The sequence below is a fragment of the Nostoc cycadae WK-1 genome (assembly GCF_002897135.1).
Lineage (GTDB): Bacteria > Cyanobacteriota > Cyanobacteriia > Cyanobacteriales > Nostocaceae > Nostoc_B.
Genome location: NZ_DF978423.1, coordinates 169791 through 187097, shown reverse-complemented (window position 1 = coordinate 187097; position 17307 = coordinate 169791). Strand labels below are relative to the sequence as shown.

16 protein-coding genes are annotated in these 17307 nt (G+C 39.4%); 6 read left to right on the top strand and 10 right to left on the bottom strand.

Annotated elements, in window-relative coordinates:
- Positions 1-185: 185 nt before the first annotated feature.
- Complete coding sequence (locus tag NCWK1_RS05160) at positions 186-839, bottom strand: hypothetical protein (protein WP_245894823.1); 654 nt, start codon at positions 837-839, stop codon at positions 186-188.
- Positions 840-1022: 183 nt separating this feature from the next.
- Here NCWK1_RS05160 and NCWK1_RS05155 point away from each other — a divergent pair, with 183 nt between their 5' ends.
- Complete coding sequence (locus tag NCWK1_RS05155; RefSeq protein WP_103123967.1) at positions 1023-2225, top strand: type I restriction endonuclease; 1203 nt, start codon at positions 1023-1025, stop codon at positions 2223-2225.
- Positions 2226-2298: 73 nt separating this feature from the next.
- Here the strand turns inward: NCWK1_RS05155 and NCWK1_RS05150 are convergent, their stop codons facing one another.
- From NCWK1_RS05150 to NCWK1_RS05140, 3 genes are all read right to left on the bottom strand, one after another.
- A complete protein-coding gene (locus tag NCWK1_RS05150; protein ID WP_103123966.1) occupies positions 2299-4011 on the bottom strand; it encodes a putative bifunctional diguanylate cyclase/phosphodiesterase in 1713 nt (570 codons plus the stop codon).
- A gap of 970 nt (positions 4012-4981) precedes the next feature.
- Entirely contained in the window at positions 4982-5548 is a 567-nt protein-coding gene (locus tag NCWK1_RS05145; protein WP_103123965.1) for a 3'-5' exonuclease, read from the bottom strand.
- A gap of 130 nt (positions 5549-5678) precedes the next feature.
- A complete protein-coding gene (locus tag NCWK1_RS05140) occupies positions 5679-5966 on the bottom strand; it encodes a Mo-dependent nitrogenase C-terminal domain-containing protein (RefSeq protein ID WP_096580865.1) in 288 nt (95 codons plus the stop codon).
- A 430-nt stretch (positions 5967-6396) separates the two neighbouring features.
- Here NCWK1_RS05140 and NCWK1_RS05135 point away from each other — a divergent pair, with 430 nt between their 5' ends.
- Complete coding sequence (locus NCWK1_RS05135) at positions 6397-7281, top strand: pirin family protein (RefSeq protein ID WP_103123964.1); 885 nt, start codon at positions 6397-6399, stop codon at positions 7279-7281.
- 97 nt (positions 7282-7378) lie between these two features.
- Here NCWK1_RS05135 and NCWK1_RS05130 read toward each other — a convergent pair whose 3' ends face one another.
- The 6 genes from NCWK1_RS05130 to NCWK1_RS05105 all read right to left on the bottom strand — a co-directional run bounded on the left by NCWK1_RS05130 (position 7379) and on the right by NCWK1_RS05105 (position 14407).
- Positions 7379-8095 carry a pirin family protein gene (locus tag NCWK1_RS05130; protein WP_103123963.1) on the bottom strand — a complete coding sequence of 239 codons (717 nt, stop codon included), beginning with the start codon at positions 8093-8095 and terminating at the stop codon, positions 7379-7381.
- Positions 8096-8446: 351 nt separating this feature from the next.
- A complete protein-coding gene (gene dps / locus NCWK1_RS05125) occupies positions 8447-9007 on the bottom strand; it encodes a DNA starvation/stationary phase protection protein Dps (protein WP_096580859.1) in 561 nt (186 codons plus the stop codon).
- A 179-nt stretch (positions 9008-9186) separates the two neighbouring features.
- A complete protein-coding gene (locus tag NCWK1_RS05120) occupies positions 9187-10239 on the bottom strand; it encodes an aldo/keto reductase (protein ID WP_103123962.1) in 1053 nt (350 codons plus the stop codon).
- Positions 10240-10328: 89 nt separating this feature from the next.
- Positions 10329-12008, bottom strand: coding sequence for an RluA family pseudouridine synthase (locus NCWK1_RS05115; RefSeq protein WP_103123961.1), 1680 nt, complete (start codon positions 12006-12008; stop codon positions 10329-10331).
- Between the two features lie 78 nt (positions 12009-12086).
- The gene (locus tag NCWK1_RS05110) at positions 12087-12803 is read right to left on the bottom strand and encodes an alternative oxidase (protein ID WP_096585340.1); all 717 of its coding nucleotides are present in this window, start codon (positions 12801-12803) and stop codon (positions 12087-12089) included.
- Positions 12804-13147: 344 nt separating this feature from the next.
- Entirely contained in the window at positions 13148-14407 is a 1260-nt protein-coding gene (locus NCWK1_RS05105) for a glycoside hydrolase family 10-like protein (RefSeq protein ID WP_187308059.1), read from the bottom strand.
- A gap of 485 nt (positions 14408-14892) precedes the next feature.
- On the opposite strand from NCWK1_RS05105, the gene NCWK1_RS05100 reads away from it, so the two are divergent.
- From NCWK1_RS05100 to NCWK1_RS29410, 4 genes are all read left to right on the top strand, one after another.
- Entirely contained in the window at positions 14893-15855 is a 963-nt protein-coding gene (locus tag NCWK1_RS05100) for a homogentisate phytyltransferase (RefSeq protein ID WP_103123959.1), read from the top strand.
- A 4-nt stretch (positions 15856-15859) separates the two neighbouring features.
- Entirely contained in the window at positions 15860-16324 is a 465-nt protein-coding gene (locus NCWK1_RS05095) for a tetratricopeptide repeat protein (protein ID WP_096580851.1), read from the top strand.
- Positions 16325-16353: 29 nt separating this feature from the next.
- On the top strand, positions 16354-16923 hold the full coding sequence (locus tag NCWK1_RS05090; protein WP_103123958.1) for a Uma2 family endonuclease: 570 nt from the start codon (positions 16354-16356) through the stop codon (positions 16921-16923).
- Positions 16924-16989: 66 nt separating this feature from the next.
- The coding region (locus NCWK1_RS29410; RefSeq protein WP_222838769.1) for a hypothetical protein at positions 16990-17307 on the top strand (318 nt) is incomplete at its 3' end.

The window sequence follows — 17307 nt, the reverse complement described above, 5'->3', positions numbered from 1 at the left end:
TGCACCCTGATAACTAATTCCCCCGGCGGCTGCCACCACTGGGGGATTTTTTTATTGATTGCAAACATCATGGCCGCGAGTGTGATTTCCAAGGTGCAGATATGAAAGCACTCCTCAATCATTTGTAATTCATAACCAAGAACAAATGATAGAGAACATCCAAAATTTTCACAACTCAAACAGGCTTATCTTTGCCAACTTACTAATCCCACCATTTCTAATGCTTCTGCTACTTGTGGATGCAACGTACAGTACCAAATATCCTCAAAACTCCACTCAACCAAGAGTGCCGTTGGAAATGGCGAACCATCAGCATGAGTTGGCAAAGAGCAATTTAAGTATTTTGCCAGCAAATAGCCAAGCCTTGCATATTGCAGGTTAACAGCACCGTAATGGTCATAACTAGCTGCTTTAGCTAATTCAGTGGTTGTCGTAGTCCGATTAGGAAAATGGTAATGAGCTACTAACATAGCTCGGTGTCCTACCGTCAGGCTGGCTTCAATCGCAGTCAAAGCTTCAGCATATTCCTCAGCCGAAGGGAGAAATTTATCAATGTGAGAGTCAGGAGTATCTATTACCTCCTCCATATCATCTAAAGCAGCCGCAATAAGTTCACTACAAAAGGCGCTTTTAGTGTAACCCATCAATTGCGCCAGTTTTTCTAAACGGGAGTTATCAGTAGGTACGAGTGTCACGGCAAACCTGACCGATTCTTCCTGGCACTGCAACATCTTGTGTGCTAATCTTTGAACCTTCGTCATAATGGCAAAATGCACCGAAAATAATTCATCATTTTTAACACCAGGATTTACGGTGGTCAAATTCTGTAGAGTGTGCATGATGAATTGGGCATTAAACCGCTTAACCGGATGCAGGGTATGAGTTTTAGGCTGATTATTCTGCGAGGAGTATAGAAATTATAAATTTTTAATAGTCAAAAAGCTGTAGTCAAACCAGCATTGTTGATAAAAGGCAATTTTCGGGAACCTTATGTGTAGGTTCGAGTTGTTGGAGTCAGAAATATGGTTTTCGCAGATGAAATTGCTAAGGTTGCAGAACAAGTCCGTAAAAGATCTACCGTAGTGATGGGCGAAGAAGCTGCGAAGATGGCATTGATTTTGCCGTTTTTTAGTGCGCTTGGTTACGATGTCTTTGACCCTACAGAAGTTATACCTGAGTATACAGCAGATTTTGCTACTAAGAGAGCAAGACAACTAGAGAAAGTAGATTATGCAATAGCTATTAATGGCGTTATTGTGATGATTGTCGAAGCAAAAGCCAGTGACAAAAAGCCTGAAGCTCATGATGGTCAGTTAAAAAAATATTTCAACGCCTTGGTCACAACTAAAGTTGCCATTGTTACTAATGGTATTGAATATCGCTTTTTTACTGATTTGCGTGAAAAAAATATAATGGATGACGAACCATTTTTTTGCTTTAACATCCTCAAGTATGAGCAGAAACAAATAGAAAATTTAAAATTCTTTCATAAAGACAACTTTGATGCAGCAATTATTAAACACCATGCGGAGGAGATGGTTTATCTCCAGGGTATGAACCAACTTGTAGATAATTTACTGCGGTCTCCATCAGAGGAGTTTATTCGTTTTCTAGTTGCTCAACTTGGCAGTATCGCTCCTAACTATGAAGTAAAAATTAAAGTAACTAATAAAGTTGTAGAAAAGTTCCGTCCCATTGTTAAAAAATCGATTCAAGGCTGCTTAGTTGATTTAATGACTCAATCTATCAGCCGAGAAATGGGAGATTCAGGGCAAGTTATTTCAAATACTCCACCAATTGAAAGTGAAGAAGTTCAAGAGGAAGAAGAACAGAGTATAGTAGAAAATCAAGTAGAAACAACTGCTGAAGAACTTGAAGCATTTGAAAAAGTTAAGTTTATTGCTGCGCGTTCTAAAATCTCTAGCCTAGAGATTAAGCATAAAGATGTAGTTTCTTACTTTGGGATAAATGTTGGTAAGACAAATTGGTGGTTTTTGCGATTATACTTGTCATCTAAAAAGAAGAGTTTTGTAACACGTCTGCCTATTAATGAAGTGAGAGCATTAGCGGCCGGATTTGAAGTACAAGAAATGTCGGCTTCGATAGGAGATGCGACATCAAGGGTAATAATTTCATCAGTTAATGATTTAAATAATCTCTCTGAATTGATTTTGAAATGTTATGAAACAGAAGCCGCCAAACACTCCTTTATAAAAGTGGCTTGAGTTGAATTCAATGAGAATGCAGAGATGAAGTATCTTGAGATGCACCACCCAATCAAGATACTTCACTTTAGTTCTATGCTGCTATCTGTTCTAGCTGCTGAGAATTAAGCTTGAGTAGTTCAGTAATTTTCTCAGCAGGTGCTGGGATACCAAAATAAAATCCTTGACCTTCATGACATCCACGCTGTTCTAAATACTCCAGTTGCTCTTGCGTTTCTACCCCTTCGGCGGTAATTTTCAACTGGAGGCTTTTTGCTAAGGCAATAATGGCATCTGTGACGGCGGCACTATCAGAATTAGACGTGACATTCTGTACGAAAGAACGATCAATTTTGAGCATATTTACAGGGAAGCGATTTAAGTAGTTCAAGGAAGAATAACCAGTGCCGAAGTCATCTAGGGCTAACCATAAACCTAGTTCCCGTAATTGCTTGAGGGTGGTGATAGAGCGCTGCACATCACCCATCAAGAAGCTTTCAGTTACTTCTAATTCTAAGTATGATGCGGACAATTCTGTTTCCTGTAGGATTTGTTTGACAATCTCAACTAAGTCTGGTTTTTCAAATTGTCGGGCTGAGAGGTTAACTGACATCCGAATTGGTGCCATTCCAGCTAATTGCCAAGTACGATTTTGCTCGCAAGCAGTACGTAATACCCATTCCCCAATGGAGATGATTAAACCATTGTCTTCAGCAATGGGGATAAACTTGGCTGGAGAAATCAAGCCTCGTATAGGATGCTGCCAACGTATTAGTGCTTCTACTGCCGTTATTTGTCTACTGCGTAAATCAATGAGGGGTTGGTAATAAACTACCATTTCTCCACGTTCTAATGCCCCGCGTAACTCGTTTTCTATGGTTAATCTTTCTTGCAAGCGAGCGTTAATTTCTGGGGAATAGAAGCGATGTTGACTGCGGCCTTGTTGTTTTGCTTGGTATAGTGCAATATGAGCCTGTTGCAGTAGTTGATCGACATAATTACGATCGCCTAGATGATTAATTGTGATGCCAATACTGGCGGTAATATGAATCTGTTGCCCTTCGATAAAGAAGGGTTTGGAAATTGTACTCAGGAGTAACTGTGAGAGTTTGATGACGCTCTCAAAGGAAAGCATCTCGGTGTGAGCGATCGCAAATTCATCTTGGCTCAAATGGGCAAGGATATCTGTTTGACCTATATTATTGGTTAAACGTTGGGCAACTGCTCTTAAAAGCAAATTCGCTTTTTCATGCTCTAACCCATGACTGATACCTGTAAAATCATCAATGCCTAGCAACAGCACAGCTACCATCTGCTGCTGATTCTGCAATTGTGAGACGTTCTGATAAAGGCGATCGCTAAATAAATCCCGATTTGGTAATCCAGTTAAATTGTCATAATTACTAATCTGATGAATCAACTCATCTAATTTATGCAGAGTTTGTGAGGTATCTGCCATTAATGTACCTGCTTCATCTGCATATTCTGTAGGGAGTTCTGGTAACTTTTTAGTATGAAAATAATCTTGCAATGCAGCCGAAGTTACAATAACTGGAGCTAAAAGATAATGCAGTGCATAAAGTGTAGCGGCTGTACCGATGAGTGTTGCTAATAAGGCAATTAGCAATACTCGTATTGTCATCTCCCAAGAATAAGAATTAGATGTAACAAAACAAAATAGTAAAGTCAGCAAAGGTACATGAGTACCTAAAAAAGCCACCGACATGATTTTGGCTGTATAACTTTTCTTGAGCAAGCTCAATTTAGCTAGAGATGAGTACAGATAAAGGTTGTGATTTAGCTTCATAGATGCTGGCCTTAGAGTAGATAGATGGCACATTAGTTACCAGAATTTTTCCGGCAGAAAGATTTTGGGAATTTGTTACCTTAATTTCAATAAAAATGCAGTGATTTAAGTTTGTAAGTCTTCCAAATCTCTCTACTTAGCTTATAGAATTACCTCTATATTTTTGGTAAAGCTGAATTCATAGCCCATTTCCGTACTCAAAAATTATGAGTACAAATACTATTTAGTATATGAATTTTGGATAAATTTTTATTGGGAGATAACTTTAGTTGAGGAGGGTAATACTAACAAGTTAGCCTCTAAAATTCAGGTAATAAGTAGCACGTATGAGGCATGATCAATAACGTCAGCAATAATTGATTAATCAATATAATGCTGATAGTAATATCCAATATAAATCAGGATAAATAATATGATTGTAAATAGCTGTACCTATCTAAAAATAAGGGTTTTTGACCTAAAATACCAAATATAAAACCAAAAATTTTTATAACTACTGCTTTACGAGCATTAGCCAAATATTTAATCAAAAAATATAGTTCCTGATAACTTTAATGACACTTAACTAAACTGTATTGATTGAGTAAATATTATTCTTAATTAAAAATTTAAATTTACTATTCTAATTATATGCTTCACTTGGTGAGTAATAGGATTTTGGTATTAAGCTACCTAAGTATTAGCTGACAGAGCGCACATAAAAACTACTTTTTTCTTAACCAAATCATTAATTATTGATGATGGAGTCATTCAGTTTAATGAGGAAATATATTTGCTTAAAAATTAATTAAACAAAGCCAAAAAACAGCCTGTTACGCTGCATACAAGCTGTTTTTGATAACTGCTCAGTTTTTTTAAATTAGGCTATCTGCTAAATAAAAATCAGCATCTATCTAAAGATACATTTTTATTCTTTTCAGCACTTAGCACTCTTCATTGAGGACAACCCATCATCAAAACGGTAAAGTGACTACAACTTTTGTCTATTCAAAATCCAAGGCAAAAGTTTAGCAATATTTCTCGCATCATCAATGCCACGATGATGTGTTCCTTGTAGTTCTATATTTACGAGTTGCAACGCTTCTGCCATACCGTATCGCTTAGATAAGCTTTGACTTTCACTAAACTGCTGTTTGAGATTTATATGAGGATAGGCAATGGGAAAGGGAAGATTGTGAAACTTGCTGTCTTGTTTAAACTGGTTACGATCATAGTCTCCCCAGGAACCGAATACAGCATTGGGATAATGAGACAACCATTTTTGCAGTATTGCGATCGCTTCGGAATATCCAGGAGCCTGATCAACTTGTGTCTGCGTAATCGATGTCAATGATTTGCAGAAATCTGTGAGTATTGGATAGCGAATCGGCTTGATAAAAGTTTGAAACTCATCAATGATTGTTAAATGTTGTGCCTCAACCATAACGGCTCCAATTTCGATGATTTCCATCTCATGCCGTTTGATAGTCCCTTGATCACAACAAGTTGCTTCTAAATCGAGGACTAATAAATAATCATATTGATTCCAATTCATCATTTCACTGCAAACTTATACAATCCCCTACTTGACATCTGACATTTTTTTAGCAAAATTAAGGTTGATTTAAATCCTCTTTTGTTGATTGTGCAGAGGGAATAATTGCCATCGGTTTCATCGCCTTCTTGATCTAACAGTATTTTGTCACATCTTCACCACATTCATCGGCTAGATATATCAAACACTTAAAGCGCAGACCAACTACTTGTTCATAAAGAGGATTTAACTTGCACAAAGGTGGAATGCGAAAAAGTGTCCGTCCTAAAATTGATATATTTCTCTCAAAGGGGCAATGAGATGGAATGATTTTACATAATAATCTGGCAAGTTTATCGTCCCGTATTTCTAAAACATCAAGCTGATTCCGTAGCTGGTTTAATAAACTGTTATTGACTTGAGGTTTATTGGAGAAGTCCATAAATTCAATTTCCTTTCATCCATCTGTTACCCCTATAAAATTACAACTATATACTGAGAAAAACATAGTATAATTACCAGATTATTTTTTTGATTTTTAAAAGACGATTGTTAATCTAGTACAATTGCTGAGGAAGTAACACAGAGGGTAAGTTATGCCTGAAAACGGCAACAATAGCAGTCTGTAAATATACTGAAAAATAATCGCTATACAGCATCAATTTGGTTGCTTAATCGCAGATATAAGTGCGATCGCAATTTTTCCATGACGAATCTAGCGGAAATATTTTGTTTAACCTTACCTGCAATTCCTAGTCTGAACAACGCTTCTGCTCTTTTGATTAACCTAAGTTGCTAGATAAAGGGTAGCTTTTTGCCAAGCAAATCTACTTATAATAATTGCAGCATTTACCAATTACCCCCCATTACCTATGGCGATACTTCAACTGATTGAACCTGAAGTTAAAGATTTGGGTGGGTTTATCGCCCGCCGTAGTTTGCCATATCCTCAACGCCAAATGGTCGGGCCGTTTATTTTTTTTGATCATCTTGGCCCTTCTGTTTTACCTGCTAACAAAGGTATTGATGTAAGACCACATCCTCATATTAATCTCGCAACCCTAACTTACTTATTTGATGGTGCAATCATGCACCGTGATAGTTTAGGTACTGTGCAAGAAATTCAACCGGGTGCAGTGAATTGGATGACGGCGGGAAAAGGAATTGCTCATTCAGAGCGATCGCCTGACTTTGATCGTCACAATGAAGTTAGTATTCATGGGATTCAAACCTGGATTGCTTTACCTGTTGAGTACGAAGAAATTGATCCTTGGTTCATACACTATACTGCTGACATTATTCCTACGTGGGAAGAAAATGGTGCTGTCATCAAACTCATTGCTGGAGAAGCATTCGGTCATATCTCGCCTGTGAAGGTTTTTTCTCCTATCCTCTATTTAGATGTAATCCTATCTGCCAATGCTCACTTTACTGTTCCCGATGGTTATTCTGAAAGGGCAGTATACAGTGTTACCGAGGGATTGAGTATTAATGATGAACGAATAGAACCTTATCGCCTGGTAATTCTAGAGCCAGGTTCTCAAGTCAATGTTTCTGCTACTGCCGCGGCTCGATGTATTGTGATTGGTGGTGAGCCTTTGGGTCAACGTTATAAATGGTGGAATTTTGTCTCTAGCCGACCAGAGCGCATAGAACAAGCAAAAGCCGAGTGGCGCGACAAGCGCTTTGCTAATGTGCTAGATGAAACAGAGTTTATTCCCCTACCTGAAGTGGTGACAGAGGCTAATCCCTTGTAGTCTTTCAAGTAAAGATAGGGGTTTAAGGGTATGGGTGTTCAAAACTCTTATACCCTCAAACCCATTCTTAACAGATAAACTTTGTGCGTAAGTTCTATTAACCTAAATCAAACAGGAGAATTTCCGCACCAACATCGCTGCTAATTTCCAGTTGTTCTGCTCCGCTTATTTGTACGCCATCACCGGCTCTCAGTTCTTCACCGTTCAATGTTGCTACACCTTGAGCTATTTGTAACCAAGCATAGCGATCGCGTTTGAGGTGATAATTCACAACATCACCACTTTCCAAAACAGAAACGTATAAATCTACATCTTGATGAATTGTTACCGCACCATCACGGCCATCTTTAGCAGCGATTAAGCGTAATTTGCCTTGCTTTTCTTCTAGGGGAAATGTTTTTTGTTCATATCTGGGAGCCAAGCCTTGTTCATCAGGTAAAATCCAGATTTGCAGTAGGTGTAGTGGTTCAGTGGGTGAGGGGTTAAACTCACTGTGCATGATACCTGTACCCGCACTCATAATTTGAGCATCACCAGGACGAATGACTGAACCTGTACCTAAACTATCTTTATGCTCGACTGCACCAGATAGCACATAAGTGAGAATTTCCATATCTCGGTGGCCGTGGGTAGGAAAACCCGCACCAGGCGCGACGCGATCGTCGTTAATCACTCTTAAAGAACGGAACCCCATCCGATTGGGATCGTAAAAATGACTGAAGGAAAATGTATGGTAGCTATCGAGCCAACCAATTTGGCTACGACCGCGATTATTTCTATCATGAATTAGATAGTTAATTGTATTTTGAGACATAAATTCACCTCAGTTAATTTGGTTTTGGGAATGTTAATAACTAATATTTTTTTGTGCAGCAATATGATAGCGATCGCAGGGCATAAATTACATAATTATCAAGTTGATGCGCTAGATTTTAATTGTCAATCAAACACTAACTAAAGAACGAACTTTTATTTATCTAGCTTGCTTGCGACTTATTTAAATATTAGAATATCTACCTATAAAATGAAAAGTACGCACTAAAAAGTGGCGTACTTACTAAAAAGATACTAAAGTCTAAAGCTTAGATACCCGACTTCTTTGAGAAGTCGGGTATCTTGTTGTTCACAAACCATTTATAACTGCTATGGGAGATGGGAAAAGTATTTATCTCACAGTAGCGGGTGTTTTAGCAGCAACTGAGCCATTCTCAGCTTTGATTTCAGCTACTTGTAGATGAGCTTCTAAGAACCAAAGTCGTTTGTCAATGGTGCGAGAAATTTCGGTGTAGAGGTCAGCAGTATCAGCATCACCTAAGTCGTTGGTTTTAGCGATCGCTTCTCGGATATGTTTACCATAAGCTGCAAAACGGTCTGCTAATGCTGTTACATGGTTTTTGCCATCTAAGATATCAAGGGGATATTCTGGCAATATGGAGTTACTAGCAGCGAGTCTAGCGGTTCCGAAAGCGTAGCCACCTAAAGCAGTGACACGTTCAGCAACCATATCAACGTATTCTTCTAATTCGCCAGCAATCTCATCAAACAATTCATGCAACTGATAAAAGTCAGTACCTTTAACGTTCCAGTGGGCTTGCTTCGCCTGGGTTTTCAAATCTAAAGTAGCTGCTAATGTTTGATTGAGAATGGCTACGATTTGAGAACGGGCTTCGGCTGGAATATCAATCCGAGTAGGGTAAAGGCGGGATGTCTGCTTATTGTCGCTCATGGTTCCACGTTTTTTTTGATCGACACAATGAGTCTACAAAAGTCGCTGAGTTTACAAAACTTCCTGAAGACAGATGGTTTTTCGCCATAAATGAATTATTGTCTTGATTATTCTTGATAATGCTGACTCAGTAGTATTGAGAGGCGTATTTATGCCTAACTCAGCAGTTTTTTGGTGATTCACAGGTGATGATTGTCGATCGCAGAGAATGTACCACCAAACAGGCGATCGCGGATCATATCATTCTGCAAAAAGTCATGAGGAAAACCAAGTTCAATTTGACTGACTTCATTCAGACGTTGGAGATGTTCTGGTGATAAGCCGAGATCTAAACAAGCCAAGTTATCTTGAAATTGACTGAGTTTGCGTGCGCCAACGATGGGGATAACTACACCACTTTGGGCGCGTAACCAAGCTAATGCAACTTGGGAAGGTGAACGACCGACTTCACTCGCAACTTGACTCACTACCTCAGCGATCGCTAAACTGCGTTCTGATACTGTTCCCATACCTGTGTTTGCCAGTCTGCCTTGTTCTCCTCCTGGTTGCACAGGCTGATTATACTTACCTGTTAGTACCCCACCAGCTAACGGCGACCACGGTGTGATAGCTAAATCAAAGGCTTTGGCCATTGGGAGCAAATCTCTTTCTGGTGTCCGTTGAATCAAGTTATACTCTATTTGCAAAGCAATAAACTTTGTCCAGCCTTGATATTGAGCGATAGTATTAGCTTGTGCCACAATCCAAGCAGGGGCATCAGAAATACCAATGTAAAGGACTTTACCTTGACGGACTACATCATCAAGCGATCGCATAACCTCCTCAATCGGAGTTGTGAAGTCCCAAGCATGTAACCAAAACAAATCAATATAGTCTGTATTCAGACGTTTGAGGCTACCTTCTAAAGATTGCACCAAATTCTTGCGATGGTTGCCACTACCATTAGGATTACCTGTTTTTTCGCCCATTCGCAATGGAAATGAATATTTAGTTGCAACTACAAAGCGTTCTCGGTCTTTGGCAATTAATTCACCGACAATTTTTTCACTACTACCATCAGTGTAACCATTAGCGGTGTCAATAAAATTCCCGCCTGCTTCTGTGAAAGTATCAAAGATTTTGCGACTTTCGTCAGCAGAAGCACCCCAACCCCAATCTTCACCAAATGTCATTGTTCCCAAGCAGAGTTCAGAAACTCTCAACCCACTTTTGCCCAAGAGTTTGTATCTCATATCACTCGCAATTGGTAATTCGTAATTACCTTACCAATGAAAAATGATTAATAACAAACGACTAATGATAGATGACAAATAATACTCACTTAAAAAGGCGTTTTTGTTTGTAAACGAATAGTTTTTCCTAATTGGGGATGGTAAAAAGTTAGTTCCCTGGCGTGGAGATGTAGACGACTAGACTCAGCAGTACATCCATAAAGGCGATCGCCTAATATGACCACGCCTAATCCTACCGCTGCATGAACCCGCAACTGATGGGTGCGTCCGGTGAGAGGAATAAATTCGACACGGGTGTATTCGTCTTCCTTGGCGATTACCTGAAACTGAGTCACGCTGGGTTTACCATATTGCCAATTGACTTGTTGATAAGGACGATTTTGCGGATTTCCCCAAAGTGGTAATTCAATTACACCTTGATTTTTGTTAACTGCACCTGCGAGGATTGCGTCATAGACTTTCTGTACCTGTCGCTGCTGGAATTGTTGACTGAGATGATAGTGAGTATTGCGATCGCGTGCTATCAACAAAATACCAGAAGTCTCTTGATCCAAGCGATGCACAGGTATAAGGTTCATCCCATCAGTTAATAAATTCCGTAAACGACTCAGCACACTATCTTGGGTGTCTTGATAACGGCCGGGAACAGATAACAGTCCCGCAGGTTTATTCACAGCAATCAGCCATTCGTCTTGATAAATGACTTCTCCCTTCGTAGGAGAGGGGCTGACAACTCCCCCTTCCCTAGTAGGGAAGGGGGCTGGGGGGTTAGGTCTAATACCCGACAGCAAAAACCCCATCAACGGCTGACAACGTTCTGCACAAGCTTCATAAAATTCACCTTGAATTTTATCTCCTGAAGATTGACCCCACCAAAATTCAGCCATTGCTAGGGGTCTGAGGTGATGGGTAGCGGCGTAATGTAATAGTTTTGGGGCGCAACAGTCTCCTGTACCCGTGGGTAAACCGTCCGGCAGTAATTGTTGTAGAGTTAAAGACTGCCCAAAAAAATTCATTAAAGAGTAAGCCGCGTGCATCTGGGCTTGGAGTTGGCGAGATAATGCTTTACGCTGTTGTTTTAATTCTCTTATCCTTGCGTCTGCGGCTGCAATTAATTGCTGAAGGGGTTGCAAAACTGCATCTCGCTGACGTTTAAGTTGTCGTCGTTCAATTCCATCTCGACGACTGGCTGCGTCAAGTTCTGACAATGCTAAAGTGAGAACTTCGCCTGTGAGTGTTTCGCAAAGCTGCTGGCGTTTTGCTTGGCGTTGATGTCTGCAATCACGATGGCGATCGCTTATTACTTGTAATTTCTGCTCAAATTCTCCAGATAATATTTCATAATGCTGGCGTTCTGGTAATTGTTGTAAAGTAATAATTTCTTGTTTAATAGCGTCTAATTTTGCTAAAGTTTCGGCTTCTGTTAAAGCCACTGCGTCGCGTCCGGGAATTGGCGGAACCCAGCCATCAACAACACTTTGAGCATTTAATAATCCTGAGAATGCTTTGATGACTTGTTGTTCACCATTTGGTAATTCAACTAATAAAACGCCATACATTTTACCCTCGCTGGCAAAACGCTCATCCGTAGCCAGGTATTTCATTAAACCACGGGCAATTTCTTCTATCAAAGCAGTACGGGGTAAGTTTAAAAGTTCCCCCGTTTGCGGACAATAGCCTTGATAGTAATAGTTGGGAGATAGACTATTGACGGCAATTTTGCAGTCAATAAAATCGGCAATTGGAGAAATTAGCGAAAAGTACATCATTTATTTAGGCATGATTATTACCCTTGCCCAAATTTAATATTGATTCTTGTAACATTGCCCTAATTATAGTTTGGTGGATCAATTTTCTGCTTTTTCAGGTATGTTACTCGAAAAATTAACCTCAGAATTAGTTAAATCCACAGGTTGAATTTCCCAGGTATGAGAACTATTAAATGAAAATTGAGTATTAGTGTTTTGGCAAGCCTGCATCGTCTTGACGTGTTCCATTTCATCGTCTCGAATTGCCACAAACACATCATAAAGATTTTCAATTTTAGGGCGGCGTTCACTGAGGTGATGAGAAGTTTGAAACGCATCAAACATATATAAGTCGCCATCACGATAATAACCGATCGCTACTACAGGCGCAGGTTGTAATTTCAATTCAGCTTCGTTTGCTGTCAAGAATTTGTGATAGCTGATGTATGCGTGTTGTTCTACCAATTCCATGAAATGATAAGCAGAACGCGGCGTAATAAAATACAACACAACAATAATCCAGTAGTAGATTAATGCTGTAGTTTTTGCTAACAGTTGATCGCCCCAAAAAGCATCTCCACCCAATGATTCCATAATTAAGAGGTGATGTAATTCATTCCATGATTCGGCAAAATGAACCTTGAGCCAATCAATTTTGCGCCATAATCCCAAAGTTTCGTAGAGATGCAAAACCGAGAGGTAAGAAAAGTAAGGTACACGCGCGACGGTTTCTAAAACATAAAAGCGAGGATAAGGGCGATCGCGATAAATAGTATTGATCACAAATACCAAAATACCAACAAGTAGGCGAATCATAGCTGTCTCTATTTACTATTGATAGGGTGAATCAAACTGTAATCAAGATGTGGTTAATATCCGTGAGTTGGTAACATCTCCTGTCAAACTTTTTATACAGCTAAAATTTGAGGAAGTTGTGAGGAATACGGAAATCGAGAGTATGTTTTATAGCTGTAGCCAAGGTAGTTAGGAAATCGGTAAGCGATAAAGATTAGATAATCAAAGACTTTTAACTCTGTCACCTGTCCCCTACTATGAATTAACAAATCATCAATAGTAAAGTGCGATCGCTCGATTGTACCAGTTCAGCAAATCAAGCGATCGCACTTATTTTTCTTAACTTACAGCAGATTTTAAATTTCTTATATTTTGGCGCGAACCACAGGATAAGGAAACAGTCGCTTAAATCCATCTTGGCGTTCAGCTACTGTTTCAGGAGCCACATCCCACAAGCTTTCGTAATAGAAAAAGGCTACACCTAAACCTCGTTCTTGGGCTGCGCGGACTTGGGATTTAATTTGTTGCATGGGGACGGGATTATTCCGCAACCCTGTCATAATCCCAATTCCTGTAGGAATTTTTTGTTGTGCTTCTTGAATTTCGCTGCGGCCGATATTGGCGATAAAACTTTGCAAATCAGGACGATAAACTTGCACAACTAGTTCGTCCACAATATTTTGCCTGATCCAGGCCAGCCAATCTTGCAGGTGAAACTTGTAAGCAAAGTCATAATAATTTGGAGAAACCGAGAAAATAGCATTGGGTTTTCTGGCTTTCACTGCTTGGTTGAGTTGTACCATGAAAGCGGTAATTTTATCTGCCCGCCACTTTACCCAAGCTGGGTCATTAGGGTTTGCAGGGGGATTGTTTTTGGTTTCTTGAGTATATAAAGCGATGGTGTATTTGTCATAACCAAATTCATGGGGCAAACTCATGTGATCATCAAACTGAATCCCATCAGCATCATATTGAGTAACAACTTCTAGCACCAAGTTGCTAATGAATTGTTGGACTTGGGGATGGAAAGGATTTAGCCAGACAACTTCACCCGCAGCACTCATGGAAGTTTCACTACCATTGCGCTTTTTGGTCAACCACTCTGGATGATTTAAGGCTAACTCGGATGTTGGCGGAGCCATGAACCCAAACTCAAACCAAGGTATGACTAATAGCCCTTGACGATGGGCTTGGTTAATTAGGTCTGCGAGGATATCTTGTCCATCTGAACCACGGGTGATAAAAGGTTGAATACCTGCGCGTTGGGCGGTGGCGCTGGGATACATAGCATAACCAGAGTTCCACACCACGGGATAGATAGTGTTGAAATTAAGGCGTTGTAGGTGTTTAACTGCTTCCTGCACTTTGGTGCGATCGCGCAGAACATTAAAATCATTATTGGTCATCCACACACCGCGGATTTCTTGGCGTGGTAGTTGAGCGATCGCAGGTTTTAGCCCATCAACTAACAATACTGCCATGAAAGAAACTAACATCAAAATTGGCACCAGTCGCTGCAAACTGCGCCGCCAACCTTTCAAAGTCAAGAGTTTCATCGGGTTGAATGATTTTTCACCTACCCACACACGCCATCGCCTGTTTTTGTGATGGAATTGATTAGCCATATAGCCTTGAAGTATTCACGTTTACTAGAGGAATGGTTAATTGGTAGTTGTTCATTCAATGCTGCACATCGAATTTTCTGCACCGGAGAAACTCAAACAAAATTCATCCCGTCAATTATGGATGACGTAACCAGTATCTATTAGTGTCTAATATACATTGTGTCTAAAAGCTAGTTTACCAAGTCTTTACCTTAACTGGCATTGCTGGATTGATTACCAAAATTTACTGATACGATGGTGTATTCTTTACAACTATAAATAACCAACCAGTGAATCACTACTACCCCTAATTTCCATCGACCACAGTAATAATACACAGATTAGTATTTTATTAGAAAATGACTGTGATGAATTTTAATAGCGTACATTTATCTTCCCTCAAGATGTCCACCAAGACAATTGCATCTCAACCTTTGGCTGTTGTTAATGAGCCAATTCTGTAACAATGATTAACAGTAAGCCGGAATACTGAATTTAAGCTACTCATGAGTCAGAGTTCTCAAACCCCCCCTTTAGCACGCAAACCTTTGCCATTCAATTGGTTATATGCCTTTTGGAAGTTTTCGCGTCCGCACACAATTATTGGCACAAGTCTCAGTGTATTGGGTTTATATTTTATTGCCCTTGCCATTAGCCATCGAGTTGATTCTCTATTTCCCATTTCCAACTCTCTATTGCCAGTTTTAGGTGCATGGATTGCTTGCTTATGTGGCAATGTTTACATTGTTGGGTTAAATCAGCTAGAAGATGTGGAAATAGATAAGATTAACAAACCACATTTACCACTAGCATCTGGGGAGTTTTCTCGACGATTAGGGCAATTCATTGTCATAACTACGGGGATTTTAGCACTAGTGGTTGCCTGGTTAAATGGTCCATTTTTGTTGGGAATGGTAGCTTTAAGCTTGGTAATTGGTACGGCTTATTCTTTACCACCAATTCGCTTAAAACAGTTTCCATTTTGGGCAGCATTGTGCATTTTTTCTGTCCGGGGGACAATTGTCAATTTGGGCTTATTTTTGCATTTTAATTGGGTGTTGCAAAGTAAAGAATTAATTCCGCCAGCGGTGTGGATACTGACGATATTTATCTTAGTGTTTACCTTTGCGATCGCAATTTTTAAAGATATCCCTGATATAGAAGGCGATCGCTTGTACAACATCTCTACTTTTACAATTCAACTGGGAACTCATTCTGTATTTAACTTGGCGCTTTGGGTACTCACCCTCTGCTATTTAGGTATGATGTTGGCGGGGGTACTGCATCTCCAGTCAGTGAACTCAGCATTTTTGGTGATTACCCATTTAATATTGCTGTGTGTGATGTGGTTTCGCAGTTTAAACGTAGACTTACAAGATAAACAAGCGATCGCGCGTTTCTATCAATTCATTTGGAAACTCTTTTTCTTAGAATATTTAATATTCCCCATCGCCTGTTTGTTGGCTTAAAATCATGCTAGACACTCTTCCAGTAAATGATATTCTTGCCACCTTGGTAGTAATTGCTAGTATTTTCTTGCTGATTTATTTTGCCTGGAAAACCTTAATCACCTCCAACTATTTTCAAAAAGGCATTAATCTTTATCAGCAAAAAGACTATGTAGGTGCAGAAGCAGAATTTCGTAAAGTTATTGCTATCAATTCTACTAATGACGTAGTGCGCCTATTTTTAGGTGATGTTTTATATCAACAAGATAAAATTGCCGAAGCCACAGAATTATTCCAAGAAGTCATTCGTCGCAGTCCCAAAAACCCCGAAGCTTATTTGCGCCTAGCCAATGTTTTAATTCAACAAAATCAACCAGAAGCAGCTAAAACTAATCTGCAAACAGCCCAAGCATTATTTCAAAAACGTCAACCAGAAAAAGCCCAAAAAGTTGCTCAGTTATTGGCAAAAATCAACGCCAAATCAACCTGAGATTGATTATCATTTTAAGTTGAGTCTCTATGGTACAAACATCAAAGAAAACATTGACATTAGAAGAGTTTATTGCACTACCAGAAACTCACCCAAGCTCAGAATACATCGACGGTCAAGTAATTCAAAAACCCATGCAGCAAGGAAAACATAGCACTATTCAAGGAGAAATATGTCCCAAAATTAATGCTGTTGTAAAAGTCAAAAAAATGGGTTGGGCTTTTCCAGAATTACGCTGTACATTTGGCGGAATTTCTATAGTTCCCGATGTCGCTGTATTTTCTTGGACAAGACTTCCTATTGATGAAAATGGTGATATTGCTAATACATTTACCATCGCACCAGACTGGATTATCGAAATTCTTTCCCCAGAACAAAGCCATACAAAAGTTACAAAGAAAATCTTACACGCTCTCAATCACGGCACTCAAATGGGTTGGTTAATTGACCCTGATGAGCGATTTATTGCTGCTTATCCTGCGGGAAAACAACCTTTAGCATTTGAAGTAATTGATACTGTTCTGCCAGTGCCAGATTTCTGCCAAGGTTTACAGTTAACAGTAGGTGAAATTTTTGGCTGGCTAAAAGTTAATTCGTAGTGAACCAGTTGGGCATAATAAACAGGCTATCTGTAAAGGGTCGAAGTTTAGGAGACTCCAATTATTATGTCACAAAATGATTTTTTTCATGGCTCATTGGTTCAAGCGATTAAACACACTCCAAGCAAGGAATGGGCAGAACAATATTTAGATGTAATAAGTTATTTACTGGAGTTTACAGAACTTACAAAAAATGATCCAAGACTTTGTATCTCCTCAACCCAAAACAATGAGATTTCTGTTAGTGTAAGTTTTAGATATGTTCTTAAATCCTTTCCTGGTAAGTCTTGGGTAGGTTTGATAATCAGTGATAATTTTGAACATCGGGCTGATATTTTTGCAAAAACAACTAAGTTATCTCACATCTTGCACCTGATAAAAAAA

What these genes read in the sequence shown, in the direction of transcription:
- NCWK1_RS05160 (WP_245894823.1), bottom strand. Translation starts at nt 839, where the DNA reads ATGCACACTCTACAGAATTTGACCACCGTAAATCCTGGTGTTAAAAAT.
- NCWK1_RS05155 (WP_103123967.1), top strand. Translation starts at nt 1,023, where the DNA reads ATGGTTTTCGCAGATGAAATTGCTAAGGTTGCAGAACAAGTCCGTAAA.
- NCWK1_RS05150 (WP_103123966.1), bottom strand. Translation starts at nt 4,011, where the DNA reads ATGAAGCTAAATCACAACCTTTATCTGTACTCATCTCTAGCTAAATTG.
- NCWK1_RS05145 (WP_103123965.1), bottom strand. Translation starts at nt 5,548, where the DNA reads ATGATGAATTGGAATCAATATGATTATTTATTAGTCCTCGATTTAGAA.
- NCWK1_RS05140 (WP_096580865.1), bottom strand. Translation starts at nt 5,966, where the DNA reads ATGGACTTCTCCAATAAACCTCAAGTCAATAACAGTTTATTAAACCAG.
- NCWK1_RS05135 (WP_103123964.1), top strand. Translation starts at nt 6,397, where the DNA reads ATGGCGATACTTCAACTGATTGAACCTGAAGTTAAAGATTTGGGTGGG.
- NCWK1_RS05130 (WP_103123963.1), bottom strand. Translation starts at nt 8,095, where the DNA reads ATGTCTCAAAATACAATTAACTATCTAATTCATGATAGAAATAATCGC.
- dps (WP_096580859.1), bottom strand. Translation starts at nt 9,007, where the DNA reads ATGAGCGACAATAAGCAGACATCCCGCCTTTACCCTACTCGGATTGAT.
- NCWK1_RS05120 (WP_103123962.1), bottom strand. Translation starts at nt 10,239, where the DNA reads ATGAGATACAAACTCTTGGGCAAAAGTGGGTTGAGAGTTTCTGAACTC.
- NCWK1_RS05115 (WP_103123961.1), bottom strand. Translation starts at nt 12,008, where the DNA reads ATGATGTACTTTTCGCTAATTTCTCCAATTGCCGATTTTATTGACTGC.
- NCWK1_RS05110 (WP_096585340.1), bottom strand. Translation starts at nt 12,803, where the DNA reads ATGATTCGCCTACTTGTTGGTATTTTGGTATTTGTGATCAATACTATT.
- NCWK1_RS05105 (WP_187308059.1), bottom strand. Translation starts at nt 14,407, where the DNA reads ATGGCTAATCAATTCCATCACAAAAACAGGCGATGGCGTGTGTGGGTA.
- NCWK1_RS05100 (WP_103123959.1), top strand. Translation starts at nt 14,893, where the DNA reads ATGAGTCAGAGTTCTCAAACCCCCCCTTTAGCACGCAAACCTTTGCCA.
- NCWK1_RS05095 (WP_096580851.1), top strand. Translation starts at nt 15,860, where the DNA reads ATGCTAGACACTCTTCCAGTAAATGATATTCTTGCCACCTTGGTAGTA.
- NCWK1_RS05090 (WP_103123958.1), top strand. Translation starts at nt 16,354, where the DNA reads ATGGTACAAACATCAAAGAAAACATTGACATTAGAAGAGTTTATTGCA.